Genomic DNA, 17,743 nt, shown 5'->3' with positions numbered 1-17,743 from the left:
GATGAATGATAATAATAATGAAGTAAAAATCGTAACCTATGAACCTCAGTATAAAGAAGCTTTCAAGGCTTTGAATGAAGAGTGGATCAAAACATTTTTTGTAATGGAAGCCAGTGATTATAAACTGCTGGATAATCCGGAAGAACATATTTTAAATAAAGAAGGGCATATTGTTTTTGCGCTGTTAAATAATGAAGCGGTTGGAACTTGTGCATTGGTGAAAAGAAAGGATAACCCTCTTACTTTTGAGCTGTCAAAGATGGCGGTAAGTCCTAAAGCTCAGGGTAAAAAAATAGGGTATTTGCTGGGAACAGCATTAGTAGATCTGGCAAAAAACCTGCATGCTGAAAAAGTAGTCCTGGAAACAAATTCTGTTCTTGTTCCTGCGATAAAACTTTATGAAAAGCTGGGGTTTAAACATGTTCCCATTGTAGATGCCGGATATGACCGTGTAGATGTACAGATGGAATTGAATCTGGACATATAACAAAAAAATATTAGAACTCGGATAGGAATATCCTTGTTCTAATATCAAATTTAAATCTAATTGCTTTACTGTTTTATTTCTTGATGAAAGTCTTGGTCAGTGACTTTTTGCTTCCGTTGATTTTAATAAAATATACTCCTGAAGGAAGATTTCCGATATTGATTTTTTCATCGTAATATCCTCTTGAAGACTGTAGAGATGTAGCGGAAACAATTGATCCCTTACTATCAATGATTTCTGCTTTAATTTCTTTATCCTCAGACTTGTACTGGATTCCGATGAAAGCTGAAACAGGGTTCGGATAGATTTTAAAATCCTCAACGGTTACCTTCGTCTCTTTTGCTGATAATATTTCTTTGGAACATGCCGGAATTCTGTTGGTTCCATCAATTCCCCATGAAGACTGTACCGGAATACAAAGCCAGTTCAATACAGTAGGGAAGTGATCTGTTTCTCTTGTTGTAGAGGTATAATCAAACACTTTAAAATTGTTGACAGTATTGGCATTATACGTCGGAGAACCGATAATGGCCATGTTATTTGCATTTGGACTTGAATCCGTCAATGTATTTCCTGAAGTTCCATTACATTTCCAATTGGCTATTAGTTGAGAATAATAAGGATGCGAAGATGTAATATCCTGATTTGCCCAATTCACAATCACATCATTTGGAAGCGCAGATTTCCATATTCTTACATCTTTATAAGAGGCCGCGAGATTAATCCCATAAGCATTCGTTCCATCCTGATTTAAAGTTAAAGGAAGCCCGGAATCAATATTTCCGATGGTATTCATTTTAGCAAAAGTTACCGGAACACCATCTTCATATAAAGTTACAAGGCCATCTCTGTCAAAGCTTGCAGCAATATGTTTCCATTTATTGGTTTCCACTTTTCCGCCCACAAGATCAATTCTGTTCGTTCCGTCACCAATATTCATCTTGAAAGTCTGCCCGGAATATCCTGAGAAAACAAATCCTTTATTTTTCCCGTTAGCCCAGTTTTTATTACTGATCATCACCGGATCACTGGAATAAGATGCATTAGGCTTTACCCAAAATTCAACAGTAAAATCCTGATTCGCTCCAAAATTAAAAGGAGTCTGGTTTACTGGTTTTGCATACGTTCCTGCCGGAAAATTCAACTGATTAAAGGTTTTATTTGATTCCAGCACCGTTTTACTGATCTGCTGAGGAGTAAATCCCGGATTGGAATACACTGTAAAAATATTTCTTTCAGAAAGGTTTCCGCCACCATGAGAACTGTCTACCGCTCCATGATCTGTAGTCAAAACGACCAACCAATCTTCGTTGTTATAAGAAGGCCTGTTTTTCATTGCTGCGACAATCTCTCCTATATAAGTGTCGGTAGTTTTAATAGAAGAAACATACTGAGGAACACTTGATGAGAATCCATAAGAATGTCCTGCGTGGTCTACATCATCAAAATCTACAAAGAGAATATCAGGATTATCATTCTGCAAAGCCATTACAGCAGCATTTTTTACTGCAAGATCTGTTGCCAGATTAGTCTTTACATCCGCATTCTGTATGATTTTATCATTGATTGGTGCCCAGTGGGCCAGGGAAATAGTTCTCAAATTCGGATTGTAAGTTTCCGCTCTTGTTATAAAATCGGGGTAATTGGCGTAGTTAGGGCTTGTAAAATTATTGTCCTGAACATTGTGTTTGGTGTGCCATACTCCGGTAAGCATCGTACTCCAGCCGTTTCCGCTCCAGGTAGTGGCGGCGCAAAGGCCGTCAACAGAATAGATTGACTGGCTGATGAGGTTTTGAATGTTGGGCGTAGGTGTAGACATCATTACGTCTGCACGACATCCGTCAATTCCGATAAAAAGGACTTTTTTTGTCTGAGCTCCAAGAAAGCAGCTCATTGCAACAGCCATTGAGAATAGTTTTGTTTTCATAGGGAAAAAGAGTTTTTTGAAAGTAGAAAAGTTTACAAATAGTAATTTATTTTTAACTATTGTAAAATTAGTTTACTATTTGTAAAAATTCATGAACTGAAAGTTAATTAATTGATAATTAAAAAGTTCTGAAAAGGAAGGATGAAATGTTTAACCACAAAAGTCACAAACGCGAATAAAATCCTGTTTATTTTAAGTGATAAACTTTGAGAATACAAAGTTCATAAAGGATTCGGAAATCTCGGATTTTCATAAATAGTCAATCAAACGTACGATATTCCCCTCCTCCGGAGGGGTGTCGAAAATTCAAAGAATTTTTGACGGGGTGGTAAAAAACACAAACATTCTCAATAGAAATATCCATGAAAACGTTTGTGCCAAGAAGTACTAAAAAATAGTTTGAAAAAGAGGTATTTAAAGAAGATCTTCAGCCTCCGAAATGGTATTCAGAATATAATCAGGGGAGGCCTTTTCAAGTTCTGCCTTGCTTTGAGCTCCCGAAAGTACAGCAATCGTCAGCCCGCAGCCTGCATTTTTACCCTCTTCAACATCAATGACAGAATCTCCTGCCTTTAAAACCTTATGCGCTTCAGTGATATTGAATTTTTTCATCGCAAGAAGGATCATTTCAGGGCTTGGACGGCTTTCCGAAACATCATCAGCAGTAATCAAAGCATCAAAATGAATGCTTTCTTTCCAGTTGAGTTTATTCAAAAGCTGATGAGCGATTTCAGAAGTATATCCGGTATTTAAAACAATCTTTTTGTTCTGAGACTTCATGCTGAGCAGGAAATCTTCCGTTCCGTTGATGGGTTTTACGTCAAGATTTTTGTAAGATTCTTTAAGCTGAACTGAGAAATTTTCAAAAATTACATGAGCATCTTCTTCATTTCCATTGATTTCCTTTAGAAGACTTGTAATAGCTTCCAGTTTTTCCATTCCGGCACAGCTGGATAATACTTTTTCAAGGCTTACAACATAGCCATAATCATTCACAGCGCTGGTAAGTGTTTTGTATACTACATTGTCCTCATCAATTGTTGTTCCGGCCATATCCAGAACTAATAATTCTATATTTTTCATTTAAATTTTAGGCGTAAATTTTTTCAATATTAAACTTGGAGAAGCCACCGCTTCCCGTCATTCCTTTTCCTCCGATACCCGTTACAATATGAATATTCGCAGATGGGCTGTGCTCAAAAATATCTTTGGTTTTGCATTGGGAATAAATTCCGAACCACCTTCTCTGGATTTCATACGTGGGCAAATCAATGATTTTCTTAGCTTCAAGAATCATAAATTCGTCAATCTCCATATTAAGATCATACCCAAGATCATCCGCATTTTTAGCATCTGCATATTCATGGGAATCTCCGATGATGACAGAACCATCCAGAGCCTGTTTGAATAAAATATGTACTCCGTATTTCTTTTCAAAAGAATTTGGGTCTTCTAAAGCTTTGATTTTCTGGAAAGAAGGGCACTCACTGAATGATTCATATCTTCTCACAGAAAGCCCCGTAAGAATATTTCCCTGAAGCGAATAAATCCCCTGTGGTTTAGTCTGAAGCATCTGAAGTTTACTCACCTCCAGATCACTGTCATTGAATATTTTAGGATATAAAGTTTTGAACTCATGTCCGCCGCAGATAATGATTTTCGAAGCGTTGAATACTGCTCCGTCGGCAGCTACTGCAGTACATTTCTGATCATCTTCAAGGGTTTCAAGAACTGTGGTGTTATAGAAAATCTGCAATCCCATCTTTTCCTGAAGCAGTTTATGAAGTTTTACAATCATGTCTGCAGAATCTACTGAAAGTTCCTGAGGGAAAAACAAACCTCCTTTGCAATAATCTGAACGAAGACCGTCATATTTCTTGATACAGTCATTTTTTGATAATAAAACAGATTCATAATCATTGTTTCTGTTGATTTCATAAAGTTCTTCAATCAGCTGAAGTTCCTCGTCATTGGAAGCGATATATACAGATCCGTTTTGTCTGATGGTAAGGTCTGCCTGGGTGTGAAGTTCATGATAGATGGCAAGGCTTTCTCTTCCGAAATTCTGCCATTTCAAATCCATTCCGGAAGGTACTACCTGTCCGAAATTCCTTACAGTAGCGCCTTGAGGAACAGAATTTCTTTCCAGTATAGCTACCTTAAGATTTTTCTTCAGCGCATGATAAGCATGGAATGTTCCTAAAATTCCACCTCCTACAACGAGTAAATCAAATTTTGTTGTCATTGTATTATATATTATAAAATTTTCGACGTATCGAAATTGATGAATTGATTAGAATTTGAGTTTAAGTTTGATTTCGGCTTTGATTTATTCCTGAAAGCCAGAAAAGCAATCACCGAAAGAATAAAAACCGTAACGGTGATGATATAATTTAAGTTGATATAAAAATGTAACCATGAAGTCTGGGCAGAGCCAAAGTTTTTATATAAAAGAATCAGAACACTTCCCAGATACCCGAATGAATCTACAATATAGATCAGAAAACCTACATTTCCTTTGATCTCAAAAGCGGCAATCATCCGGTCAAAATAAATTCCGTTAAAAGGAATATAGCAAATATACATTCCAAAACCTGAAACCGTCATCCATAAAAAAGGAGACAAAGAACCCTGCTGAAAAAGATAAGTAGAAAGGCCTACGGTAAGAATTCCTGCGAGAAGAATATAATGATAGTAGGCAAATGCTTTTTTGTTATTTTTCACTTTCACCATAAAACTTAAGATCAAAAGAACCATCACCGCAATCGGAATCTCCGTTAAGGTAAAAATAGAACTGTCGAAACTAAAATGCAATCCGTCCCAGATTTCCCGGTTGAAATTATCTCTGAAATCCCTTAAAACCGTTAAGCTGATATACAGAAATATGATACACACAATCGGAACAAAAAACTGCTGGATCAGTGCTTTTCTTTCCGAACCATTCAATGGCTGCCTTTTGTTTTTAAGCAAAATATCTTCGTCTGAAGGCTGGGGAGTTCTTTCAAGAAGCAGTCCGAAAAGAATCAATGGAATAATAAAGATAAGTCCGGCAGAAAACGGCATCCAGAATTCGGAAATTGATAATGTATCCATTAAAAATTTCCCTGCCGACTTTGTAAATCCTGAAGAAACCACAAAGCTTGAACATAGAAAAAGACCAATGATTTCTGTGGTTTTACGTCCTTCAATATAAGAGAAAACAATTCCCCAGATCATTCCCAACGGAATCCCGTTGATAAACATAAATAGAATATTGTAAGGTGCAGGAACGGCAGCAAATCCCAACAACGCAAGTTCTGCAATAGCAATGAAAGTAAAGAGATAAGCGATTCTTTTCTGAGGTTTCAACTCCGAGATAAATTTGATTCCAATGAATTTGGAGATAAAATATCCTACAGCCTGTGCAATGATAATCAGAATCTTATAATCTACTCCAAAATAGGAAAGTCCCTCGAAAGAAGCTACAGTAAAAGGCTTTCTGAAGCCGTACATGCAGAAGTAAACACCAAAAGCAGCAAAAGCGGCCTTCAGTGTTACTAATGTTTTTTTATTGATTACTCTGGCCATGATAATGGTTTAGAAGTTCAGTTTTACTCCAAGATTGAATCGTACTCCGTAATATTCTACCTGTTCAGGACGGTCTTCGTTTTTACCGAAGTGATAGATCAGAGGTTTGTTCAGGATATTGTTCACATCCGCATACAAAGTCAGATATTTTGTAAACTGATAAGAACCTCCGAAGTCAAGATTACTGTATTTACCGTAATAAGAATCATTGATGTCTTCCTCAGCGTATTCTACAGCATATTTCCCTTTATAATTGTAAGCCAGTCTGGCATTGAATCCTTTTTTCTCAAAGAAAAGCTGTGCGTTATACAATTCCTTTGCCTGATAGGGAAGAGCAACCGTTCTTCCGCTTGGTTTTTCCATTTCAGAAGTCATGAATGTAGCATTCAATTGTACTCCGAAGTACTGTAAAAATCCTGGAAGAAAATCAAATCTCTTGTTGATTCCCAGTTCAATACCTCCCAACCATGCTGCTTTTCCGTTATTTGGCGCGGTAAACTGTACTCCGTTGTTTCCATTATAATTTCCGATAAAAGAATCCTGGAAAATAGGATCTGTAATAGATTTATAGAAAACTCCTCCACTTAAAATCCCTACGTTGGAGAAATAATATTCTCCCATCAGGTCAAAATTCAAAGAATAGGTAGGATTAAGGTTGGGGTTTCCTCCTTTGAACTCGTTGTCTGCTTCAATATAAGTTCCTCCCGGCGTAAGATCTCCGAAATTAGGTCTTGAGAAAGTTCTTGTCGCTGCAAAACGAAGGTTGGCTTTATCGTTTAAAGTATATTTCAAATGAATCATCGGAAGAACGGCCAGATAGTTTTTGGTATTTTCTACAGGAGTCAGCACATTATCATTTACGCTGTATCCTCTTACTTTGGTATTGGTATTTGATAATCTGATTCCTCCTAAAATGATGATCTTATCATTCAGTTTATACGTTGCCATCCCATAAGCATCTGCATGTTTTTCAAACACATCAAAGTTTCTTCCTAATGCTTTATTATATTCCAGTGCTTCAGAATCAGCAGTATTAATTTTTAGATTTCCCTGATTATCGTACCAGAACTGATTCATTCCATTGGTGGAAAGTACCGGCCCGAAAGTATTCCCGATGTGAGCGTTCATTTCACTTAAATATTTCGGTCCGTTGGGCTGTGTCGTTATATATGGTGAAAACTCAGACAGAAGCGGGGCTGTTCCGTTGCTCCAGTTGTAGAAAATATCAGAGAACTTTGCATTACGTTCTTTATCTCTGTATTTAAAACCATACTTTAAAGTCAGTTTATCAGAAGCATTAATCTCATGGTTGAATGCTGCAACGATTTTATCCTTTTCCTCTACAAAAACTTTATAAAATTCAAGATCTGTAAATCTCATCTGCGAAGCATCCATTTTAAAGTTCGGATCACTGTAAAAGCCGAATAATGCATCCGGATTTTTATAATCTAGTTTTCCACCATCCGCTTTCCAGTAAGCTCTTGGGCCATTTCCATGATTGGAAATATAATCAGGATTGATCTCTACACCAGATTGGATATACTTGATGACATAGTAAGAATTGTTCTGTTTATCAGGAATATTCCCATACTTGAATTTGTTGTCATAATAAGATAAATCCCAGTCGATTTTTCCTTTATTTAATTGATGAACCGCTCCCAAAGAAACCGAAGTAAGCTCTGTGATCAGTAAATTGTGGATGTTCTGAAGTTCAACTCTTGTTGTATTATTGGCACTGCTGAACTTATCAAATCGAATTCTATGTTTGTAATGGGTTTCGTCATCCGACAATGTACCATACATTCCTTTTAAATAGAAAGTGGTTTTTGGAGATAATACATATTCAAAGGCTGTATTGATCCCGGTTGTCTTTCTTACCCCGTTATAATCACGGAGTTCCAGTCTGAAAACACCTTCGTCTCCACTTCTTCTTGCCTCGAAATTATCTGTAGACCAGTTTCTTATGAAATGAGCGAAATTGAATAAATACCCGAATTTCTTATCTTTTGTTCTTCCTCCATACAAGAAGCCAAGGTTGTAAACGCCTTTGTCAGCTTTTGCATTATATCCGCTTCCAATTGTTGCTTTGAATTCTGTCTTCATTGGCGGAGTCTTGGTGATAAAGTTTACCCCGCCACCAATTCCGTCTGCTTCCATATCAGGGGTAAAAGACTTGTTTACATGTACATACGAGATCAGTTCCGTAGGAAAGAAGTCGAAAGCTGTAGCTCTGGAAGTTGTTTCTTCCTCAGCCGTTGGAAGTCTGTTTCCATTGATGGTTGTAGACGCCCAGAATGGCGGAAGTCCTCTCAGGGAAACAAATCTTCCTTCACCCTGGTCTCTTTCAATAGAAACTCCCTGTACGCGCTGTACCGTCTCTGCTGCATTTCTGTCCGGTAATTTCCCAATCCCATCTGAGGCGATTACGTTGGTAATATTGATGGCATTTTTTTGAAGGTTTAAAGCTCTTGCTTCTGTATTTTTCAACGTTCCGGTAACCACTACTTCATCGATGTTTTTTCGGGGCTGGGAAAGTTTGATGATTCCTAAATCAACTGTTTGTTCCGGTTTCAGGTCAATAGTAATATCTGTAGATTCATAACCTATATAGCTTATTTGTAAAGTGTATTGGCCTTCTTTGATATCATTGATGGCAAATTTTCCTTCAATATCAGTTGTTATATTTCTGGATAAGCCTTTTATTTTGACTGTGGCCCCGGGAAGAGGCTGGCTGTCGTCAAGAACAGTTCCTATAATTAACTGTTTCTGCGCTGAAACAAATACAATGAAACAGACAAAAACAAGGGTAAGTAATTTCTCTAAATTTGTTTTCATTTTTACATATATTAAATTTTTTATGCAAATCACGCTAATAATTTTAATATATATAAATATTTCGTGTTAAGTATTGTTTAACAAATAACGACTATTTGTTACAGCTATTTTACTTGAAAACGCATTGGAGTTGACCTTTGAAAATAGGCCGGAATAAGTTTTAAATACACTATTTCAACACTTTTCGTAAATATTCCCTAAAAATAAAAGGAATAAAAATCTGCTGAAAATAGATGTGTTTTAGTTAATATTTCGTTCATCCTAGAAGGAAATGTAAAAACAAAAGTTGCATATTTGTAAACTTTTATATTAGGATAGAAACCCAAAATTGAATAGTAATGTATAAAGTGACTATTATTTAAACGCAAAAACTACTTACTATAATGTCATATTATAAGCATGTAAAGTTTGCGACGTTGTTGCTGATGAAGCTTATCATATGCATGCGCTTAGAAAGAATCTTTCTCAGGATTGTCATTCTGAATGAAATGAAATGTAATGAAAGAGATTCTTCCTTCGTCAGAATGACAAAAGCGAAAATAATAAAAATGATCTGTTAAAAAAGATGTATTTAAGCAGTATAAAAGTAAAGAACAAGCATCACACAGCTTTCATCACTAATACTTACCGGAACGTGAGGAAATTTTCCGTTGAAATATAAAGAATCACCCTCTTTTAAGATGACTTCTTCATTATCAATCACATATTTCACTTCTCCTTTCAAAATGTATTTGAATTCCCAGGCATCTGTAATAACCTTCTCTCTTTTAGAATTAGGTTCTAGAGTTAGGAGTACAGCTTCAAAACCCAAAGAATGAAGACTTTTGCTGAAGATGTGCATATACTTGAATCCTTCAGCTTCTACTTCTTTTTCGATGACTTGCTGGCTTTCTTTTGGAACATAAATGAATTTGGCATTGGATTTTTTCTCAACCCCTTCAAAAAAATAACTGGCATCAATCTCAAGAGATTGAATCAGATCTAATAAAACAGGAAGTGAAGGAATCGTTCTCCCATTTTCAATCCTGGAAACAAGACCATTGCTTACATTTGCTTTGAAAGCCAGTTCATTAATGGTTAAATTATTCTTTTTTCTAATATCCTTTAATCTCTTGCCGATACCTATTAAAAAGTCGTTCATACGCTATGCAATTTAACCTGAATTATTTTTTCATCATTATATTCAAACAAAGGTAATATTATTCTATAGAGTTTAGGTACAGGAGGGAATCAATTCATTGAAAATTATTATTTGCTACTTGATCCTCTGAGATTCTTCACTTTTTCTCCCCAGGAAAATTTCCCTATTTTTGTAAAACTCCTTATTTCATTTATGAAAAAAATTATTCTTATCGAAGACGAAACCAGTGTAGTATCTTTCATTAAAAAGGGACTTCAGGAAAATGGATATGAAATTTCTGTAGCTTTTGACGGGCGTACAGGAGTACAGTTGGTGCAGGCTAACGATTTTGATCTGGTAATTTTAGACATTATGCTTCCGGAAATGAATGGTCTGGATGTATGTAAAGAAATAAGAAAAACGAATCAGAGTGTTCCGATTTTGTTTTTAACGGCATTGGGAACTTCTGAAAATATTGTTCTCGGACTGGAAAGCGGAGGAGATGATTATCTGGTGAAACCTTTCAAATTTATTGAGCTGGTTGCCCGTGTGAAGTCTTTGCTAAGAAGAAGTAACAACAATGGTCCGCAGGAAATCACTGAACCGGAGCCGGATAATGAACATGTTTTTCAGTTTTCGGATCTGATGGTGAATGATTATACAAAGAAAGTAACCCGTGCGGGAGAAGACATTTCTCTTACTTCCACAGAATATAAACTCCTGTTGTATTTCCTGAATAATCCTGAAAAAGTAATTTCCAGAGCAGAAATTCTGGATGCAGTCTGGGGAGTAAACTATGAGCTGGGAACCAATGTGGTAGATGTATATGTCAATTATTTAAGGAAAAAACTGGATAGCCAGGATGATAATAAGTTGATTCATACCGTGATAGGAATGGGATATGTGTTGAAAAAAACATAATAGATGTTTAATAAAGTCATTACAAATCAGACCAAAACGATGGTGCTTTTAATGTTGGTTTTTACAGCCATCATATTGTTGTTCAGTGGTTTGGTGTACTTTTCTATCGTTAATTTTTCACATCAGAGGTTTTATGAACTCCTGAAAATCAGGACAGCTACCATAGTTCAGATTGAGAAAAGCAAAGACCATCTCGACCTTCCGGAAAATTATGTTCTCAACAGTTTGAATGATGAAGAGCTTCCGATGGAAAAAGATTATGTTTTTGCCGTCCCTTCCGATTCCAATTTCAAAAAAATATCTCAGGAAGTTCATATTCCTGCTTATTTCTTTAAAAATATCATTAAAGAAGGAGAGTCCAATTATAATGATGAAGAATTCTATTATATAGGACAGAGTTTCAGGTATGATGATAAAGATTATATCGCAATCGCTTCTGCCAAAAACCATTATGTGGTTTATTATCTCGGATTTTTAAAAAGAACACTGATTACGTGTATCGTACTTTCATTATTCTTTAGTATGATCTTCTCTTTTTATCTGTCCAAGACCTTATTCAGACCCATCTTAAAAATTACAGGAAAAGTAAAGGAAATCAGTTCTGAAAATCTTCATTTAAGACTGGAATCACAGCCTGATAATAAGGAACTGAATGAATTGGTGGATACCTTCAATGATATGCTCAACCGTATTGAGACCTCGTTTGAAACCCAGAATCACCTGATCGGAAATGTTTCTCACGAATTGAGAACCCCTCTTACATCCATCATGGGAGAAGCCGATGTTGCCCTTTCCATCAGCAGAACTGCCGATGAATACAAAGAAACTCTGGGAATTATTCTGGACGAAGCCGAAAAACTGGATAAAAAGATTAAAGCATTATTAATGATTGCCCAAACCGGATTCGACGGAAAGATCCAGAAAATGGATAAGGTAAGAATTGATCAGCTTCTTTGGGACGTTATTGAAACACTTAGGAGAATTGATTCCCGAAACAATATCTATCTTGATATCAGTATGCTTCCCGATAATCCTAAAAAACTAAAAGTTCAGGGGAACGAACAGTTATTACATCTTGCAGTGGCTAATATCATCAGTAATGGATGTAAGTATTCTAATTTTCAGCAGGTTAAAGTTTCTCTCGGAGCCACCAATACAGATGTGTATATTATTGTAAAAGATAATGGAATCGGAATTCCGGAAGTAGAAATGAACAAAATCTACGACCCATTCTTCAGAGCCTCTAATACGAACAACTATGAAGGCTACGGAATAGGACTTCCGTTGGCCAGAAATATCGTAAGAATGCATCATGGCGAACTGATTGTAAGTTCACATGAGAATCACGGAACAACCGTACAGATGAAGTTCCCGAATTTCTATAGTATGCAGAAAGGGGAAGAAATAAACAAGTAAGAATCTCTATTCTAGTTTTTTACTCATTTTTAATTTGTTTTATTCTGAAAAACAGATGTTTGTCTCCTTTTTTTGATTTTAATTTTTTCCTATATTAAGTCCACTTAACAATTTTCTAATCTCATTTTAATCTCTTTAATCACATTTTAATTCCATTCCAAAGATCTTCTAATTTGGTCGTTCTAGTTTTGTATCATCAAAAAAGATAAACACAATACAAAATAATAAAGAACATGGCTAAAACAATTTTAATTGCGACAGATTACTCTCTTGAGTCATTGAACATATTGAAAAAAGTACTTAAGGAGAAAGATGCATCAGAAGATCAGAACCAATATAATATCCTCCTGACTTCCGGATATGATGCCGGAGATTCTATCAGAGACCTTTTATTCACTACCAAAACATCTGTTTTCAATAAAATCAGACCTGCAGAATTCTGTGATGCTTTTGGAATTATCAGTAATAAATATCCTCATCTGGTTAATAAAATCATCTGTGATGTCTTTACGGGAAGTTTCCAAAGAACATTCAATCAATATGTAAAAGCAGAAAATATTGAAGAGGCATATTATTCTCCATCTATCAAAAGTAAAGGAAAGGGCAAGTTTGATCTGATTCCTTACATCAAAAAATGCAAAGAGCTGCAATCCCATGAAATTACCGTTGAAGTAAGAGAGAGACTTCCGGAAAGAGGAAGACTGGCAGAGATCTTTGTAGAGGTCTAAATAAACACAAATTTAAAAAATAAAAAAATGTTAAGAAATTATAGTAACAGCAGGACACTGGGAGACAATATCAGGTTGGGGACGCTGACTGCCTTCACGGCGGGTACTATAAACATTGCTTCCCTATTGATATTTCTTTCTTTTACATCGAATGTAACGGGACACTACGCTATTTTAGCTGCAGAAATAAGTAAAGGAAACTGGACACAGGTAGCTGTGGTAGGCGGATGGATCTTTTTATTCTTCTTCGGAAGCTTCCTGTCTAACTTTATTGTAATCAACTTTAATAAGAAAAGTAAATATTTTGCCCATTCTATGCCCATTGTGCTGGAAATCATATGTCTTCTGTTTGTAGGAGTATATGGGCAGTTTTATTACCAGAAAACATTAGAAGAAACAGAATATTTAGTAGCATTGATGCTTTTCGCTACCGGACTGCAAAACGGTCTTACCGCAAGTATTTCCAACTTCTCTGTGAAAACAACCCACCTTACCGGGACAACCACCGACTTAGGAATTCTGGTGTCTATGTTTACACAGAAAAAATACAGAAAAAACGGAGAGCTGATTGGCAGAGCAAAACTTCTGATGAGTATTATGCTTGCTTATGTAATGGGAGCTGTATTCTCAGGAATGACCTATTACTATCTGGAATTCAGGGTGTTCTATGTGATCAGTATATGTTTGTTGATCGTAATCGGGTATGATGCCTATAAAATCCATATCCGTCATTTCAATACAAAGTACAGATACAGCAGGATTTATAAAAAGCCGAATCTTTTTGCTTACCTGTATGATAAAATCCATGGAATTCCTAAAAGAGAGAAGAAAAGAAAGCTTGTCTTTGAGGATTAAAATATAAAACACACTATTAATTTTTTGTATAAACTAGCTGTAAGTGCCCTTATTTTATTATAGAATAGGGGCATTTTTCTTAAAAATTAACTTAAATATCTCTGAATGTTTTGTTTTTGTCCTGTTTTTCATGGCCGCTGGAATGAAAATTTTCGGATTGAAGCAATTAACTTGCTAACGCCCTTCATTACAAACATTAAAAAAATTGATTGGGGATAAACAGGCAAAAATGTTGATAATTAAATATTAAATCACAGTTTTGGTATTTTAATTCCCGTTTCCATTGACTATTTTTGTAAGTTGATTTACGTTTTATGTCAGATATTATTCAGCTTTTACCGGATCATGTAGCCAACCAAATTGCAGCGGGAGAGGTGGTGCAGCGGCCTGCATCCATCGTGAAAGAACTTTTGGAAAATGCTATTGATGCAGATGCAACGAAAATTGAACTGATCATCAGAGATGCCGGTAAAAACCTTATTCAGGTGGTAGATGACGGAAAAGGAATGTCCGAAACAGATGCCCGTATGGCATTTGAAAGACATGCCACCTCCAAAATCAAAGGAACTGAAGATATCTTTAAGATCGCTACAAAAGGTTTCCGTGGTGAAGCGCTGGCATCTATTGCAGCAGTTTCTCAGGTGGAGCTCAGAACGAAACAGAAAGACACATCTATCGGTACCAACATTTATATTGAAGGAGGAGTTTTCCAGTTTCAGGACCCGGTTCAGACAGCAGACGGATCAAACTTTTTAGTAAAAAATCTTTTCTATAACGTTCCTGCAAGAAGGAAGTTTTTAAAAAACAATAATATTGAATTCAGACACGTAATTGATGAATTTCAGCGTGTTGCACTAGCTCATGAGAATCTGGAATTTTCCCTCTTCCATGATGATGAAGCTGTTTTCAGGTTGAGAAAAGGAAGTCAGATGCAGCGTATTGTAGATGTTTTTGGAAGAAAACTTCAGCCGCTTTTGATTCCTATTAAAGAAGATATTATCTGGTGTAAGCTTCATGGGTTTGTTGCCAAGCCTGAAGGAGCCAAGAAAGCAAGAGGAGAGCAATTTCTTTTTGTGAACGGAAGGTATTTCAGAAGCCCATACTTCAATAAAGCGGTACAGGAAGCCTTTGAAGGATTGCTTCAGCCGGGATATGTACCTTCATTTTTTCTTTTTCTGGAGCTTGATCCGGAGAAAATTGATGTGAATATTCATCCACAGAAAACCGAGGTAAAGTTTGAAGATGAACATCTTATTTTTGCTTTACTGCGCTCAACCATCAAAAGATCTTTAGGAATTTATAATGTTTCTCCAAGCCTTGATTTCGACAGAGATCCGGAATTGGATGAAATGATGAATAAACCCATTCCAAGCAAAGGAAACGGTGGTGGAAGTGGCTTTGTAAAGATGCCGGAAATTATCGTAGATAAAGATTATAACCCGTTCCTTGAAGAAAAAAATGTGGTACATCCGGAAGAAATTCAGAACCTTACGGAAATGTATCATCAGAATATTACTGCTGAGCCTTCAAAGATCAATTTATTTGAAGATGAAGATTTTGATGAAGACCTGATGAGGCTTCCGAACGGCTACTGGCTTTTCAATAAAGGAGATGTGACATTGATGCTGGATCTCGGAAGAATGCACAGGTTATTGGTTTCTGAAGGAAATAAATCTACCAGAAAATCAAACACAAACAGCCACGCTCTTCTTTTCTCTCTGGAATACCATATGAATGAAATTGAGAAGGCAAAATACAATTCGTTCAAAAAATATCTTCCGGAATTAGGGTTTGACATGAAAATTGCTCATGAAAGTGTACTTCGAATAGATTCTCTTCCTGAAGGACTGAAAGAAACCCAGGCAATGCAATTCCTGGAAAACCTTTTTGAGATCCTGGAATACAAGACAGAAGAAGAATTTTTGCAGTATTACCATAATCAATGGAACAAAATGCAGTCGAAGTCAAGATTCGACTTTATTTATAAAAAAGATGCGGAACAGCTTATTAAAGACTTTACAGCATTAGGCTTCCCGGAATTTTTACCGGATGGAAAAAGATGCTATTACGAAGTTCCGTTTAATGATTTTAAAAACAAATTTTAAAAAATTATGTTTAACAATATACCGCCGATTACAAGAAATATTATTATTATCAATGTTATAGTATTTATTGTTACTTATTTTATGGGTAATCAGATGATTGATTATCTCGCGGGCTTTTATCCGTTCTCACCTTTTTTCCATTCATGGCAGGTTATTACCCATATGTTCATGCACGGAAGTATCATGCATATTTTATTTAATATGATGACTCTTTTTAGTTTTGGGCCCATTCTGGAGCAGACATTAGGAGACAAAAAGTATCTGATTTTATATTTTGCTAGTGGTTTAGGAGCATTTTTCCTTTTTAATTTGTGGAATTTTGTTGAAGTTCAGCAGCTTTCGCGTGAGCTGGAGCAGCTTGGATTTAATGTAAATGCATATTTGTCTGGTGCCAGTGTTGAGTTTGCTGGGAATACAGATTCCATTCTTAAGCAAAAAGAATTACTGGAAAGTTTCAAAGGTATTGTAGCCACGCCTATGGTAGGTGCTTCCGGTGCTATTTTCGGTGTCGTGGCGGCATTTGCAACGTTATATCCTGATTCTAAAATTGGAATCATGTTTATTCCGGTTCCGATTAAAGTAAAATATCTGTTGCCTATTATTGTTGTTGTTTCCGTATATCTCGGGCTTTCCGGCAATGGAGGCGGCATAGCTCACCTTGCTCACGTAGGTGGAGCTTTAGTAGGTTGGCTATTGGCACTCAACTGGAAAAAACATTTGTACCGTTTCAATTAAAATAATATTGTGAAGATTTTCCGACTCATACTATTCGTTCTGCATCTTGGGATTCTATTTTTACTGCTGGGCACATTATTGAATGCATATGTTCCACCGAAGGTTTTTCCGTGGTTTAACCTGCTTTCTTTAGGCTTTCCAGTGCTTATGATCCTTTATATTATTCTGACAATTTTCTGGGTTTTAAGCTGGAAAAAAAGAGCGTTTGTATTTATGTTTGCAGGTCTTGCTTTTATTAATCCTGTAAAACATTGGGTTAACTACTCTGATAAAAAAGGAAATTCTGAAATAAAAGTAGTTTCTTTCAATACCAGAGCTGGTGGCAGAGGAAACAAAGAGATTGCTCCTTATCTGAAGTCTCAGAATGCAGATGTTCTTTTTTTACAAGAAGATGCTGGTAAAGATTATCAGTTTGAGGGATATCAGAAAGCAAATCCCGGAGGCGGGTTAACGATTTTAACAAAGCATAAAATCATTAAGCAGCAGATCATAGATCCGCAAGATGAAAATGTAAGAATTCCTGGATTACAGGTTGACATAGAAATTAACGGTAGGATATATAGATTCATTGATGTTTATCTTAATCCTTTCCGGTTCGAAAAAGATATGGTGAAACTTAACGGAAATACCGACACCAACGAACAAAAAATAAAAGATGTTGTTAAAAGGCTCATTCCCACCTTTAAAAAACATCAGGAACAGGTTAGTTTAATTCATAAAGTAATTGAAAATTCACCTTATCCGGTCATCCTTGCCGGAGACTTTAATTCTGTCCCCAATTCTTACGAATATTACCATTTATCAGATGGGCTTGAAGATGCATTTTTAACGTCTGGAAAGGGCAGTGCGACAAGTTTTCACGATTATAAATTTCCAATCAGAATCGACTATGTCTTTTCTTCAAAATCATTAGAGGCAATATCTTACGAAGTTGACCGTTCTATAAGTATTTCAGATCATTATCCTGTCATCGTGAAATTTTCCGCGGAGAATAAATAATCATAAAAAGAGTTAAAATTGTCTGCTTGGTAGGATTTTTGTTGAAAG

14 protein-coding genes are annotated in these 17,743 nt (G+C 36.1%); 8 read left to right on the top strand and 6 right to left on the bottom strand.

The annotated features are described in order from the left end of the window. The first annotated feature begins 1 nt into the window (after position 1). On the top strand, positions 2-487 hold the full coding sequence (locus LC457_RS00295; RefSeq protein WP_223598122.1) for a GNAT family N-acetyltransferase: 486 nt from the start codon (positions 2-4) through the stop codon (positions 485-487). Between the two features lie 73 nt (positions 488-560). On the opposite strand, the gene LC457_RS00290 is transcribed toward LC457_RS00295, so the two are convergent. From LC457_RS00290 to LC457_RS00265, 6 genes are all read right to left on the bottom strand, one after another. After that, entirely contained in the window at positions 561-2,414 is a 1,854-nt protein-coding gene (locus LC457_RS00290) for an alkaline phosphatase family protein (RefSeq protein WP_223598121.1), read from the bottom strand. 414 nt (positions 2,415-2,828) lie between these two features. After that, positions 2,829-3,497, bottom strand: a complete 669-nt coding sequence (locus LC457_RS00285) for an HAD-IA family hydrolase (protein ID WP_223598120.1) — start codon at positions 3,495-3,497, stop codon at positions 2,829-2,831. Between the two features lie 7 nt (positions 3,498-3,504). Further along, on the bottom strand, positions 3,505-4,659 hold the full coding sequence (locus tag LC457_RS00280; protein WP_223598119.1) for a TIGR03364 family FAD-dependent oxidoreductase: 1,155 nt from the start codon (positions 4,657-4,659) through the stop codon (positions 3,505-3,507). An 11-nt stretch (positions 4,660-4,670) separates the two neighbouring features. Beyond that, positions 4,671-5,981: a DUF5690 family protein gene (locus tag LC457_RS00275; RefSeq protein ID WP_223598118.1), complete on the bottom strand. Its 1,311-nt coding sequence runs from the start codon at positions 5,979-5,981 to the stop codon at positions 4,671-4,673. A gap of 9 nt (positions 5,982-5,990) precedes the next feature. Then, entirely contained in the window at positions 5,991-8,816 is a 2,826-nt protein-coding gene (locus tag LC457_RS00270) for a TonB-dependent receptor (protein WP_223598117.1), read from the bottom strand. Between the two features lie 571 nt (positions 8,817-9,387). Next, positions 9,388-9,957, bottom strand: a complete 570-nt coding sequence (locus LC457_RS00265) for a helix-turn-helix domain-containing protein (RefSeq protein WP_120232272.1) — start codon at positions 9,955-9,957, stop codon at positions 9,388-9,390. Between the two features lie 192 nt (positions 9,958-10,149). Between LC457_RS00265 and LC457_RS00260 the strand changes: the two genes are divergently transcribed. From LC457_RS00260 to LC457_RS00230, 7 genes are all read left to right on the top strand, one after another. Further along, a complete protein-coding gene (locus tag LC457_RS00260) occupies positions 10,150-10,857 on the top strand; it encodes a response regulator transcription factor (RefSeq protein ID WP_149834323.1) in 708 nt (235 codons plus the stop codon). Between the two features lie 3 nt (positions 10,858-10,860). Continuing rightward, complete coding sequence (locus LC457_RS00255) at positions 10,861-12,273, top strand: HAMP domain-containing sensor histidine kinase (RefSeq protein WP_223598116.1); 1,413 nt, start codon at positions 10,861-10,863, stop codon at positions 12,271-12,273. Positions 12,274-12,506: 233 nt separating this feature from the next. Continuing rightward, on the top strand, positions 12,507-13,001 hold the full coding sequence (locus LC457_RS00250) for a hypothetical protein (RefSeq protein ID WP_142717527.1): 495 nt from the start codon (positions 12,507-12,509) through the stop codon (positions 12,999-13,001). 27 nt (positions 13,002-13,028) lie between these two features. Continuing rightward, on the top strand, positions 13,029-13,856 hold the full coding sequence (locus LC457_RS00245; RefSeq protein ID WP_223598115.1) for a YoaK family protein: 828 nt from the start codon (positions 13,029-13,031) through the stop codon (positions 13,854-13,856). A gap of 314 nt (positions 13,857-14,170) precedes the next feature. Next, the gene (gene mutL / locus LC457_RS00240; protein ID WP_223598114.1) at positions 14,171-15,961 is read left to right on the top strand and encodes a DNA mismatch repair endonuclease MutL; all 1,791 of its coding nucleotides are present in this window, start codon (positions 14,171-14,173) and stop codon (positions 15,959-15,961) included. A gap of 6 nt (positions 15,962-15,967) precedes the next feature. Further along, positions 15,968-16,696 carry a rhomboid family intramembrane serine protease gene (locus LC457_RS00235; RefSeq protein ID WP_223598113.1) on the top strand — a complete coding sequence of 243 codons (729 nt, stop codon included), beginning with the start codon at positions 15,968-15,970 and terminating at the stop codon, positions 16,694-16,696. A gap of 9 nt (positions 16,697-16,705) precedes the next feature. Then, a complete protein-coding gene (locus tag LC457_RS00230; RefSeq protein ID WP_223598112.1) occupies positions 16,706-17,695 on the top strand; it encodes an endonuclease/exonuclease/phosphatase family protein in 990 nt (329 codons plus the stop codon). The last annotated feature ends 48 nt before the right edge of the window (positions 17,696-17,743 follow it).

Source organism: Chryseobacterium sp. GVT01B, from assembly GCF_019970045.1.
In the GTDB taxonomy this organism is placed as follows: domain Bacteria; phylum Bacteroidota; class Bacteroidia; order Flavobacteriales; family Weeksellaceae; genus Chryseobacterium.
The sequence above is the reverse complement of the archived record's forward strand: the minus strand, read 5'-3'. Positions and strand labels throughout refer to the sequence as shown.